Annotated in this window: 9 protein-coding genes, 1 pseudogene and 1 CRISPR repeat array; of the genes and pseudogenes, 5 read left to right on the forward strand and 5 right to left on the reverse strand. The window is 73.8% G+C overall.

The window, feature by feature from the left end; genetic code table 11:
- Positions 1 to 27 precede the first annotated feature (27 nt).
- Genes ABZ340_RS32885 through ABZ340_RS32900 form a run of 4 tightly spaced genes read right to left on the reverse strand, consistent with a single transcriptional unit; the run spans position 28 to position 4,200 of the window.
- Positions 28 to 1,233 (reverse strand): histidine kinase, encoded by a 1,206-nt coding sequence (locus ABZ340_RS32885; protein ID WP_358785539.1) that lies wholly within the window; start codon positions 1,231 to 1,233, stop codon positions 28 to 30.
- The gene (locus ABZ340_RS32890; protein WP_358785540.1) at positions 1,230 to 2,951 is read right to left on the reverse strand and encodes a cation acetate symporter; all 1,722 of its coding nucleotides are present in this window, start codon (positions 2,949 to 2,951) and stop codon (positions 1,230 to 1,232) included. The genes ABZ340_RS32885 and ABZ340_RS32890 overlap by 4 nt, the downstream gene beginning before the upstream one ends.
- Positions 2,952 to 2,965: 14 nt before the next feature.
- Complete coding sequence (locus ABZ340_RS32895; protein ID WP_358785546.1) at positions 2,966 to 3,343, reverse strand: hypothetical protein; 378 nt, start codon at positions 3,341 to 3,343, stop codon at positions 2,966 to 2,968.
- A 2-nt stretch (positions 3,344 to 3,345) separates the two neighbouring features.
- On the reverse strand, positions 3,346 to 4,200 hold the full coding sequence (locus tag ABZ340_RS32900) for a response regulator transcription factor (RefSeq protein ID WP_358785541.1): 855 nt from the start codon (positions 4,198 to 4,200) through the stop codon (positions 3,346 to 3,348).
- A 77-nt stretch (positions 4,201 to 4,277) separates the two neighbouring features.
- Between ABZ340_RS32900 and ABZ340_RS32905 the strand changes: the two genes are divergently transcribed.
- The 3 genes from ABZ340_RS32905 to rocD all read left to right on the forward strand — a co-directional run bounded on the left by ABZ340_RS32905 (position 4,278) and on the right by rocD (position 6,991).
- Entirely contained in the window at positions 4,278 to 4,781 is a 504-nt protein-coding gene (locus tag ABZ340_RS32905) for an Lrp/AsnC family transcriptional regulator (protein WP_358785542.1), read from the forward strand.
- Between the two features lie 150 nt (positions 4,782 to 4,931).
- On the forward strand, positions 4,932 to 5,771 hold the full coding sequence (ddaH, locus tag ABZ340_RS32910; RefSeq protein WP_358785547.1) for a dimethylargininase: 840 nt from the start codon (positions 4,932 to 4,934) through the stop codon (positions 5,769 to 5,771).
- The gene (rocD, locus tag ABZ340_RS32915; RefSeq protein ID WP_358785543.1) at positions 5,768 to 6,991 is read left to right on the forward strand and encodes an ornithine--oxo-acid transaminase; all 1,224 of its coding nucleotides are present in this window, start codon (positions 5,768 to 5,770) and stop codon (positions 6,989 to 6,991) included. Before ddaH ends, rocD begins: the two co-directional genes overlap by 4 nt.
- 129 nt (positions 6,992 to 7,120) lie before the next feature.
- On the opposite strand, the gene ABZ340_RS32920 is transcribed toward rocD, so the two are convergent.
- Positions 7,121 to 7,579, reverse strand: a complete 459-nt coding sequence (locus tag ABZ340_RS32920) for an RpiB/LacA/LacB family sugar-phosphate isomerase (protein ID WP_358785544.1) — start codon at positions 7,577 to 7,579, stop codon at positions 7,121 to 7,123.
- Positions 7,580 to 7,815: 236 nt separating this feature from the next.
- Positions 7,816 to 8,393: a CRISPR direct-repeat array (repeat unit 29 nt; unit sequence GGGACCATCCCCGCGGGTGCGGGGAGCAG).
- 249 nt (positions 8,394 to 8,642) lie between these two features.
- On the opposite strand from ABZ340_RS32920, the pseudogene cas3 reads away from it, so the two are divergent.
- Both cas3 and ABZ340_RS32930 read left to right on the forward strand, forming a co-directional pair.
- Positions 8,643 to 11,498: pseudogene (cas3, locus tag ABZ340_RS32925) on the forward strand (CRISPR-associated helicase Cas3'); the annotation flags it as partial.
- A 148-nt stretch (positions 11,499 to 11,646) separates the two neighbouring features.
- Positions 11,647 to 11,756, forward strand: a 110-nt coding sequence (locus ABZ340_RS32930) for a type I-E CRISPR-associated protein Cas6/Cse3/CasE (RefSeq protein WP_358785548.1), incomplete at its 3' end; no start/stop codon positions are given.

An 11,756-nucleotide genomic window follows, 5' to 3' on the forward strand; every position in this document is an offset into this window, starting at 1 on the left:
CCGAGGGCGCCCGGGAGCACCGGCGGCTCACGCGCGGCCGGGCCGGGCCGCCGGGTGCACGCCCGGCTGGTACTTGGGCAGCCGGACGGTGATCTTCATGCCCGCGCCGACGGCGGTCTCGGCGACGAGGCCGTGACCGTCTCCGTAGAGCTGGCGGAGGCGGTCGTCGACGTTGGACAGGCCGATGCCGCCCGAGGGGCTCTCCTCGCCGGCGAGGATGCGGCGCAGCAGGCCGGGGTCCATCCCGGCGCCGTCGTCCTCGATGACGACGAGCGCCTCGGCGCCCGCGTCCTGCGCGGTGATCCGGATGTGACAGGTGCCGGAGGTGCCCTCCAGGCCGTGCTTGACGGCGTTCTCGACCAGGGGCTGGAGGCAGAGGAAGGGCAGGGCGACCGGCAGCACCTCGGGGGCGATCTGGAGGGTGACGGCCAGGCGGTCGCCGAAGCGGGCCCGGACCAGCGCCAGGTAGTGGTCGATGGCGTGGAGCTCGTCGGCGAGGGTGGTGAAGTCGCCGTGCCGGCGGAACGAGTAGCGGGTGAAGTCGGCGAACTCCAGGAGCAGCTCGCGGGCGCGTTCGGGGTCGGTGCGGACGAACGAGGCGATCACCGCGAGCGAGTTGAAGACGAAGTGCGGGGAGATCTGGGCGCGCAGGGCCTTGATCTCGGCCTCGATGAGGCGGGTGCGGGACCGGTCGAGGTCCGCCAGCTCCAGCTGGACGGAGACCCAGCGGGCCACCTCCCCGGCCGCCCGGACCAGGACGGCCGACTCGCGGGGCGCGCAGGCGACGAGCGCCCCGTGCACCCGGTCGTCGACGGTGAGCGGGGCGACGACGGCCCAGCGCACCGCGCAGCCGGGGTCGTCGCAGGCGAGGGGGAACGCCTCGCCGCGGCCGGTGTGCAGCGGACCGGCGAGGCGCTCCATGATCGCGGTGCGGTGGTGGGCGCCCGCGCCGTCCCAGACCAGGACCTTTTCGGTGTCCGTCAGGCACAGGGCGTGGGTGCCGAGCAGGGAGCGCAGGGTGCGGGCCGCCTTGCGGGCGGTCTCCTCCGTCAGGCCCGCCCGCAGCGGGGGCGCGGCCAGGGAGGCGGTGTGCAGGGTCTGGAAGGTGGCGTGCTCGACGGGGGTGCCGAGTCCGGCGAGGCTCGCGGGCCGTGCCGTACGGCGTCCCAGCCAGAACCCGGCCGCCAGCAGCGGCAGCACGGCCACGCACAGCCCGGCCAGGAAGCCGCTCACGGCGTCACCTCTTCGCGCAGGTCCTCGGGCAGGTGGAAGCGGGCCAGGATCGCCGCCGTCCCGGCCGGGACCCGGCCCGGGGTGGCCAGCGAGACCAGCACCATGGTGAGGAAGGCCAGCGGGACCGACCACAGCGCGGGCCAGGCCAGCAGGGCGTGCGGCACCCCGTTGCCGGGGAGGCCGGCCATGGTGGCGGCGACGGCGGCCAGGGCCGAGCCGCCGCCGACCAGCATCCCGGCCGCGGCGCCGGGCGGGGTGAGCCGCCGCCACCAGATGCCGAGGACGAGCAGGGGGCAGAAGGAGGAGGCGGACACGGCGAAGGCGAGGCCGACGGCGTCGGCGGCCGGCAGTCCGCCGACCAGGGCGCTCGCCGCGAGCGGGACGGCCATGGCGAGCAGCGTGCCGAGCCGGAAGCGCCGTACGTGCCCGGCGCCGCGCGCGGGCAGCACGTCCTGGGTGAGGACGCCCGCCACGGCCATGGTCAGGCCGGACGCCGTGGACAGGAACGCGGCGAAGGCGCCCCCGGCGACCAGGGCGCCCAGGAGGTCGCCGCCCACTCCCCCGACGATCCGGCCGGGCAGCAGCAGGACGACGGCGTCCGCGTCGCCGGTGAGGGCGAGCTCGGGGGCGTAGAGGCGGCCGAGGGCGCCGTAGACGGGCGGCAGCAGGTAGAAGGCGCCGGTCAGGGCGAGGACGGCGACGGTGGTGCGGCGGGCGGCGACGCCGTGCGGGCTGGTGTAGAAGCGGACCACGACGTGCGGCAGGCCCATGGTGCCGAGGAAGGTGGCGAGGATCAGCCCGTAGGTGGCGTACAGGGGGCGGTCATCGCGGCTCTCGGCCCAGGACGGCGACAGGGCGTCGCCGGTGGTGCGTCCGGCGCCGGGGGCGGCGGTGCCGGGGGCGAAGGTGAGGCGGGTGCCGCGTTCGACGCGGTGGGGCCCGGCGGAAAGGGTCAGGCGGGCGCCGTCGTGGGTGCGGCCGTCGACGGTGCCGTCGACCGTGACGGTCAGGGGGGCCTTCAGGTCGAGGGTGAGCGTGTCGTCGACGCGGACGGTGCGCTGGTCGCGGAAGGCGGCCGGTTCGTCGAAGGCGTGGCGGGGGGCGCCGTCGCCCTGCCAGGCCAGGACCAGGAAGAGGGCGGGGACGAGCAGGGCGGTCAGTTTCAGCCAGTACTGGAAGGCCTGGACGAAGGTGATGCTGCGCATGCCGCCGGCCGCGACGATCGCGGTGACGACGGCGGCGACGATCACGGCGCCCAGCCAGTCGGGGGCCCCGGTCAGCACGGTCAGCGTCAGTCCGGCGCCCTGGAGCTGGGGCAGCAGGTACAGCCAGCCGACGCCGAGGACGAAGGCCCCGGCGAGGCGCCGTACCGCCGGGGAGGCGAGGCGGGCCTCGGCGAAGTCGGGCAGGGTGTAGGCGCCCGAGCGGCGCAGCGGGGCGGCGACGAACAGGAGCAGGACCAGGTAGCCGGCGGTGTAGCCGACCGGGTACCAGAGCATGTCGGGGCCCTGGACGAGGACCAGGCCGGCGATGCCGAGGAAGGACGCGGCGGAGAGGTACTCGCCGCTGATGGCGGCGGCGTTCAGGCGGGGGCCGACGGTGCGGGAGGCGACGTAGAAGTCGGAGGTGGTGCGGGAGACGCGCAGGCCGAAGGCGCCCACGAGGACGGTCGCGACGACGACGAGGGCGACGGCGGTGACGGCGTAACCGGAGTTCACGGCGGGTGCGGGGCCTAACGGTCCTCGACCAGGCGGTCCTCGACCAGGCGGACGAGGTCGCGTTCGTTGCGTTCGGCGCGGCGCACGTACCAGCGGGCGAGGAGGACGAGCGGGAGGTACAGGCCGAAGCCGAGGACGGCCCCTTGCGCGCCGCGGGCGCCGGGCAGCGCCGCGAACAGCAGCGGCAGCGGGCCGACGAGCAGCCCGAGCACCGCGAGGGCGGCGAGGGCGGCGCGCAGCTGGGTGCGCATCAGGGAGCGGATGTAGGTGTGGCCGAGGGTGGTCTGCTCGTCGATCTCGGTGCGCGGGCGGTGGGGGCCCGGGGCGCGGCGGGCGCGGCGGGGCGGGCCGGTGACGACGACGCGGCGCGGGGCGGGGTCCTGGTGCGGCACCGTCACGGCCTCCTCATCAGCAGGTCCCGCAGCTGGCGGGCGTGCCGCCGGCTGACCTGGAGTTCCTCTCCGCCGACCAGGACGCTGACGGTGCCCGCGGCCAGGCGGAGTTCGCCGATGTGGCGCAGGGCGACCAGGTGGCGGCGGTGGATGCGGACGAAGCCGCGGGAGCGCCAGCGCTCCTCCAGGGTGGACAGCGGGATGCGGACGAGGTGGCTGCCCCGGGCGGTGTGCAGGCGGGCGTAGTCGCCCTGGGCCTCGACGTGGGTGATGTCGTCGACGGCGACGAAACGGGTCACGCCGCCGAGCTCGACGGGGAGGTGGTCGGGGTCGGGCTCGTGCACCGGGATGCGGGGCGCGGCGCCGTGCGGGCCGGTGGCGTGCGGGCCCGCGGCATGCAGGCCCGCGGCATGCAGGCCCGCGGCATGCGGGCCCGCGGCATGCGGGCCGGCGACGCGGTGGCCGGCGGCGGACCGTTCGGCGGCGCGGCGGACCGCCTCCGCCAGCCGTTCCCGGCGGACGGGCTTGAGGACGTAGTCGACGGCCTTGAGATCGAAGGCCTGCACGGCGAAGTCCTCGTGGGCGGTGACGAACACGACCAGCGGCGGCCGGGCGAAGCCGGTCAGCAGCCGGGCCAGGTCCAGGCCGTCCAGGCCCGGCATCTGGATGTCGAGGAAGACCACGTCGAGGGCGTCGGGCCCGTCGGGGCCGCAGGCCAGCGCGCGGTTGATGCGGCGCAGCGCCTCGGTCGCGTCGCCGGCGCCCTCCGCGCTGCCGATCCGGGGGTCGGCGTTGAGCAGGTAGAGCACCTCCTCCAGGGAGGGGCGTTCGTCGTCGACGGCGAGGGCGCGCAGCATGAACGTGGAGTCTAGGAGCAATCCGTACGCCTGCACACGTGTCCGGTGTGGACGTTCGCGCTGGATACAGTGCCCGCATGAACAGCAGGCCGGCGCCTTTCGACGAGCTCGACCGGAAGATCATCACCGCGCTGATGGCGAACGCCAGGACGTCCTTCGCCGAGATCGGCGCGGGCGTGGGGCTGTCGGCGACGGCGGTCAAGCGCCGGGTGGACCGGCTGCGGGAGACCGGGGTGATCACCGGGTTCACGGCGACGGTGAAGCCGTCGGCGCTGGGCTGGCGCACGGAGGCGTACGTGGAGGTGTACTGCGAGGGCGCGGCGCCGCCGCGGCGGCTGGCGGAGGTGGTGCGCAACCATCCGGAGATCACGGCGGCGATGACGGTGACCGGCGGGGCGGACGCGCTGCTGCACGTGCGAGCGCGGGACGTGGAGCATTTCGAGGAGGTGCTGGAGCGGATCCGCGCGGAGCCGTTCATCCGGAAGACGATCAGTGTGATGGTGCTGTCCCATCTGATCCCGGAGAGCCCGGAGGCCGGGGCCAGCCATCCCGCGCCCCAGAGCGCAGCAGAACTGCGCTGACCTGGGGAAAAACGCAGCATTGCTGCGCCGACACGCAGCTTTTGTCGCTTGTCGTCCGCCTCCGCCGGTTCCTACCGTGATGTCATCACCCCGTCACTCACCGTCAGGAAGCGGAGGAACCCCTCTGTGTCCGACTCCGTGCCCGGCTCCGTGCCCGGCTCCCGTGTGCCGCGCCGGCGGCGCTTCCTCGTCTGCGAACCCAGACACTTCGCCGTGCGGTACGCGATCAACCCCTGGATGCGGCCCGGCGAACCCGTGGACGTCATCCGTGCCCTGGACCAGTGGCAGGCGCTGGTGGACACCTACCGCGCCCACGGCCACACCGTGGAGACCGTGGCGCCGGTGCCCGGCCTGCCGGACATGGTCTTCGCCGCCAACGCGGCCGTCGTGGTGGAGGGCCGGGTCTTCGGCTCCCTCTTCCACGCGCCCGAACGCCGCCCCGAGTCCGTGCCCTACGAGGCGTGGTTCAAGCAGGCGGGGTTCGAGGTCCACCACCCCGAGTCGGTCTGCGAGGGCGAGGGTGATCTGGTGCCCGCGGGCCGCTGGATCCTCGCCGGGACCGGGTTCCGCACCACCCGGGAGGCCCATCGGGAGGTGCAGGAGTTCTTCGGCGTCCCGGTGATCGGCCTGACGCTCGTGGACCCGTACTTCTACCACCTGGACACGGCACTGTTCGTCCTCGACGACGGGAGCGAGGGAGGCGACGGGAACATCGCCTACTACCCCGAGGCGTTCTCGCCGGGCAGCCGCGAGGTGCTCGCCCGGCTGTACCCGGACGCGGTCGTCGCCACCCGCGAGGACGCCCTGGCGTTCGGGCTCAACTCCGTCTGCGACGGACGCCACGTGTTCATCTCGCCGGGGGCGACCGCCCTCGCCGGCCGGCTCGCCGACCGCGGCTACGTCCCCGTCCCCGTCGACCTGTCCGAGCTCCACAAGGCAGGCGGCGGCATCAAGTGCTGCACCCAGGAGATCCGGGAGAACCGCTCATGACTGCATCCGCCGACCGCACGCGCAGCTCGGAGGAGCTCATCCGCGCCGAGGAGCCCGTCCTCGCGCACAACTACCACCCGCTGCCCGTGGTCGTCGCCCGCGCCGAGGGTGCCTGGGTGGAGGACGTGGAGGGCCGCCGCTACCTCGACATGCTCGCCGGGTACTCGGCGCTCAACTTCGGCCACCGCCACCCGGCGCTGATCGAGGCGGCCCACCGCCAGCTCGACCGGCTCACCCTCACCTCCCGGGCCTTCCACAACGACCGGCTCGCCGCCTTCGCCGAGCGGCTGGCCGCGCTGACCGGCCAGGACATGGTGCTGCCGATGAACACCGGCGCGGAGGCGGTGGAGAGCGGCATCAAGGTGGCCCGCAAGTGGGCGTACGAGGTGAAGGGCGTCCCCGGCGGCCGGGCGACGATCGTGGTCGCGGCGGACAACTTCCACGGCCGTACGACGACGATCGTCGGCTTCTCGACGGACGAGACGGCCCGGTCGGGCTTCGGTCCGTTCACGCCGGGCTTCCGGATCGTGCCGTACAACGACCTGGCGGCGATGGAGGCGGCGGTCGACGAGACGACGGCGGCCGTGCTGATCGAGCCGGTCCAGGGCGAGGCGGGCGTCGTCGTCCCGGACGACGGCTACCTGAGCGGCGTACGGGAACTGACCCGCCGCGCGGGCTGCCTGTTCGTCGCGGACGAGATCCAGTCCGGCCTCGGGCGCACCGGGCGCACGCTGGCCGTCGAGCACGAGTCCGTCGTCCCGGACCTCGTCCTGCTCGGCAAGGCGCTGGGCGGCGGCATCGTGCCGGTGTCGGCGGTGGTCGGGAGCCGGGAGGTGCTGGGGGTGCTGCGGCCTGGCGAGCACGGCTCGACGTTCGGCGGCAATCCGCTGGCCGCGGCGGTCGGCACGGCGGTGGTGGAGCTGCTGGAGACCGGTGAGTTCCAGCGCCGGGCGGCCGAGCTGGGCGTGGTGCTGCGCGAGGGCCTCGACGCGCTGACCGGCAAGGGCGTCGTCGGTTTCCGGGCGCGCGGCCTGTGGGCGGGCGTCGACGTCGATCCGGCTCTCGGCACCGGCCGCGAGGTCAGCGAGCGCCTGATGCGGGAGGGCATCCTCGTCAAGGACACCCACGGCTCCACGATCCGCCTGGCGCCGCCGCTGACCGTCACCGAGGACGAGCTGCGGCAGGCTCTCGGGGCGCTGGAGAAGGTACTGACCGCCTGACCGACGCGGGGCGCGGTCCGTGGGACGCTCGTCCCCGTCCCGGACGCGGGCGCGCTGCCTGCTGCCTGCTGCCTGCTGCTGAGGTGGGCCGAAGATCCGAGTGGCCGTCGGCCCGCCTCCGCGACCCCGCTACGGAACGGTCCGGCCATCCCTGTCGAGCCGTTCCACGTGCGCCACGTTCTCCCGGTCCTCCTCGTCGTCGCCGGCCGTGCCCGCGAACCAGGCGTCGAGGATCTCCTCCAGCAGGGGCCCGGAGGTCAGCCGGAGGCTGAGCGCGAGGACGTTGGCGTCGTTCCAGCGGCGGGCGCCGTCCGCGGTGTAGGCGTCGGTGCACAGGGCCGCCCGGACGCCGGGCACCTTGTTGGCGGCGATCGACGCGCCGGTCCCGGTCCAGCAGCACACCACGGCCTGATCGGCCGTCCCGGCGGCGACCTCCCGGGCCGCCCGCTCCGAGCACACCGCCCACCGGCTGTCCTCGCCGGGGTGCAGCGCACCGTGCGGGAGCACCTCGTGGCCGCGCCGGCGCAGTTCCTCGACGAGGAGGCGGGCGACGGGTTCGTCCATGTCGGAGGAGACGGAGATCCGCATGGACGGGAGCCTACCGGCACCGTCCGGCCCAGCAGGCCCGGGCAGGGCGACCGGCCCGGAAGCACTCGGGGCCCGGTACAGCGGCCGTCCGTCGCCGTCACGGGTGCATCGGCTCACCAGCCAGGCGAAGGCGTCCGGTCGGGGCGCCGGGACCACACACGCAGAGGTTGAGCCGGGGTCTTCCTCTGCGGGGGCGGGGAGGAAGCCGACGGGTGGTCGGGCAGCTCGTACGGGGTGGAACCATCCCCGCGGGTGCGGGGAGCAGCGTCGGCCAGGCGTATGCGCTGGACTTCGCCGGGGACCATCCCCGCGGGTGCGGGGAGCGGCCGGGGCTGCCACGGGGCCTCCAAAGGAAGTCGGGACCATCCCCGCGGGTGCGGGGAGCAGTCATGGACCTCCCCAGCGACCAGTTCCTCGTGGGGACCATCCCCGCGGGTGCGGGGAGCAGCCGGCACTGGGTCGACGCCGACTCCGACGGCTGGGACCATCCCCGCGGGTGCGGGGAGCAGCATTCCCCGCCCCGCCGGACCCTCACCGGGATGGGACCATCCCCGCGGGTGCGGGGAGCAGTTTCTCTGGTTCGCGGGATCACGTACCTGTTGAGGACCATCCCCGCGGGTGCGGGGAGCAGTACCTCGATGCGAACAAGGCGCAGCTGGCGCTGGGACCATCCCCGCGGGTGCGGGGAGCAGTTTGCAGCACACCGAACACGATCAAGGCCGCGGGGACCATCCCCGCGGGTGCGGGGAGCAGCGCAGCAACTGGGCGGAGTCCATCGGCGGCCGGGGACCATCCCCGCGGGTGCGGGGAGCAGACTGCGTGAGCTGGGAGTTTATGGCGGCGGGGACGTGGTCTCGTCGACTTTTGCGGATTCGGGCAAATGAGGCATAGGTGTTTTTCGGTTTGCGAGTGCTTCTTGGCGGGGCAATGGCGAATCCCTCAGCGTACGCCGCCGGATGCCCTTTCTCTTACTAGATCCACTGTTTCGCGGATTCGAGTGCGCGGCATCCTGCTGACCCTGTATCAATCCGCCATGGACAGTGGGGGGATTGCCCGTTCGGGCATGCTGTGCCGGCTTGGGGGGCCGGCCCGGTCCGTGTGGGCCAAGCATGACCATGGCACCGAGGGCTGGCTGCCGTTGTGGCGGCATATGGAGGACAGTGCCGCGGTGGCCGGCCTGTTGTGGGACCGGTGGCTGCCCGTAGGGGTGCGCAGGCTGGTCGCCGAGGGGTTGCCGCGAGGCGAGGTGGACGCACGCGCCCTCGCCGTGTGGCTCGCCGGCGTGCACGACATCGGCAAGGCCACGCCCGCGTTCGCCTGTCGGGTCGATCAGCTTGCCGAGGCGATGCGCGGCCAGGGTCTGGAGATGCGTTCGGCGAAGGCGTTCGGGCCGGACCGTCGGATCGCGCCGCACGGTCTGGCCGGGCAGGTGCTGCTGGGGGACTGGCTGGAGGAGCGGCACGGGTGGGCGTCCGCCCGGACCGGGCAGTTCACGGTTGCCGTGGGCGGGCATCACGGGGTGCCGCCCGAGCACGGGCAGATCAAGGCCCTCTACGAGCATGAGGAGTTGCTGCATACTCCGGGGCCGAGTGGTCGCGTCTGGCGGCAGGTGCAGACCGAGTTGCTCGATGCCTGCGCCGAGCGTTTCGGGGTGGCCGAGCGACTCGGGGCGTGGCGGGTGGTGAAGCTGCCGCAGCCGGTGCGGGTGCTGCTCACCGCGCTGGTCATCGTCTCCGACTGGATCGCCGGCAACCCGGATCTCTTCCCGTACTTCCCGGACGGGGCGTCCCGCAGCGACGAGGAGCGCCTCGCCGCGGCCTGGCGGGGCCTGGACCTGCCGGAACCTTGGCGGGCCGAGGAACCCGACGGGAGCGCGCAGGAGTTGTTCGCCTCCCGGTTCGGGCTGCCCGCGAAAGCGACGGTACGCCCGGTGCAGGAGGCGGCCGTGGAGCTCGCGCGGGAGACGGAGGCGCCGGGGCTGATGATCGTCGAGGCGCCGATGGGCGAGGGCAAGACGGAGGCGGCGCTCGCCGTGACCGAGGTCTTCGCCGCGCGCTCGGGTGCGGGAGGGGTGTTCTTCGCGTTGCCCACCATGGCCACCGGCAATGCGATGTTCCCGCGTCTGCTCGACTGGATGAGGCGGCTGCCCGGGGCGGGAGGCACACGCCGGTCGGTACATCTGGCCCATTCCAAGGCGGCGCTCAACGAGGACTTCGCCGGGTTGATGGCGCGTGCGGGGCGGGTCACGGCCGTCGATGTGGGTGAGGAGACGGCGGTTCCGGTCCGGCGGCAGCCGGATGACGGGCGGCGTCGTGCGGGTGCCGAACTGGTGGCGCACGCGTGGTTGCGGGGCCGTAAGAAGGCGATGCTGGCGTCGTTCGTGACAGGCACCGTGGACCAGTTGCTGTTCATGGGGCTGAAGAGCAGGCATCTGGCGCTTCGGCACCTGGCCCTCGCGGGGAAGGTCGTCGTCATCGACGAGGCACACGCCTACGACACCTACATGAGCGTGTATCTCGACCGAGTGCTGTCGTGGCTGGGGGCCTACCGGGTGCCGGTGGTCGTGTTGTCGGCGACGCTGCCCGCCGCCCGTCGGCGTGCACTTCTGCAGGCGTATGCAGGGGGCGGTCCAGGGGGCACCGCCGAGGAGAGCACGGAGGCGGAAGAGAGCGCGTACCCGCTGCTCACCGCCGTCGTCCCCGGGGGCGTCCCGGTGGTGCGCCGTCCGCGGGCGTCGGGCCGGGCCACGGACGTGGAGGTGGAGCGGCTCGCCGACGGCCTGGACGTCCTCACCGGCCGGCTGGAGGAGGAACTCGCCGGGGGCGGGTGCGTCCTGGTGGTGCGCAACACGGTCAAACGGGTGCTGGAGACCGCCCGTGTGCTGCGGGCCAGGTTCGGTGACGAGGACGTCACTGTCGCGCACTCGTGTTTCGTCGATCTCGACCGGGCGGCCAAGGACCGTGATCTGCTCGATCGTTTCGGTCCGCCGGGGAAGGCGACCGGGCGGCCCGTCGGGCGGCACATCGTGGTGGCCAGCCAGGTGGCGGAGCAGTCCCTGGACGTGGACTTCGACCTGCTGGTGAGCGATCTGTGTCCGGTGGACCTGCTCCTGCAGCGCATGGGCCGGCTGCACCGCCACCGGCGTGGACCGGGCCAGAGCGAGCGGCCCGAGCGGCTGCGCAGGGCCCGCTGCCTGCTGACGGGAGCGGACTGGGGCGACCGGACGGCGGACGTGCCCGATCCGGTGCGGGGCTCGGTCGCCGTGTACGGGCGGTACGCGCTGCTGCGGTCGGCCGCGGCGCTGCTGCCCCACCTGGAGGGCGGACCGGAGCGCCCGGTGCGGCTGCCGTCGGACATCAGTGTGCTGGTGCAGGGGGCGTACGGGCAGGGGCCGGCCGGACCGGAGCACTGGGCCGGTGCGCTGGAGGAGGCCCGGGTGCGGTTCGACGAGCACCGGGCGGACCAGGCCGAGCGGGCGGCGGTGTTCCGTCTCGGTGAGGTCGGACGGCCGGGGAGGCCGCTGTTCGGCTGGGTGGCGGCGGGGGTGGGGGACGCCGACGACAGCCGGGCCGGGCGGGCCCAGGTGCGGGACGGCCGGGAGAGCCTGGAGGTCGTCGTCGTACAGCGGCGCGACGACGGGAGCCTCGCCACCCTGCCCTGGCTGGAGGCGGGCCGGAAGGGCCGGCGGCGCGGAGGTCTGGAGCTGCCGCGGGAGCAGACGTCGACACCGTTCGCGGCCCGTACGGCGGCCGGGTGCGGGCTGCGGCTGCCCCTGCAGTTCTCCTCCGCCGAGACCATGGACCGGGCCATCGAGGAACTGGAGCGGCTGTATCTGCGCGCCTGGCAGGGCAAGGACAGCCCCTGGCTGTCCGACCAGCTGATTCTCACGCTCGACGAGGACTGTCGGACCCGTCTGGCCAGGCTTCTTGCTCCGCTACAGCCGCCTGGCACGCGTTGCGCACCGTCGTCACCACCCATGTACCCCTGCCGCCCGGTCCGCCGGACGAGGCGCCGCGGCACGACCCGTTCGAGGCCCTGCCCGATGTCTCGGAGGATGAGAGCGTCTGATGTTCCTCTCCCGTTTCCGCGTCAACACCGCGCGGCCCGGCGCCCGCCGCCTCCTGTCCTCACCTCAGGCCATGCACGCGGCCGTCATGTCGTCCTTCCCTCACCTCCT

The organism is Streptomyces sp. NPDC006134 (assembly GCF_040628835.1).
Classification (GTDB): Bacteria; Actinomycetota; Actinomycetes; order Streptomycetales; family Streptomycetaceae; genus Streptomyces.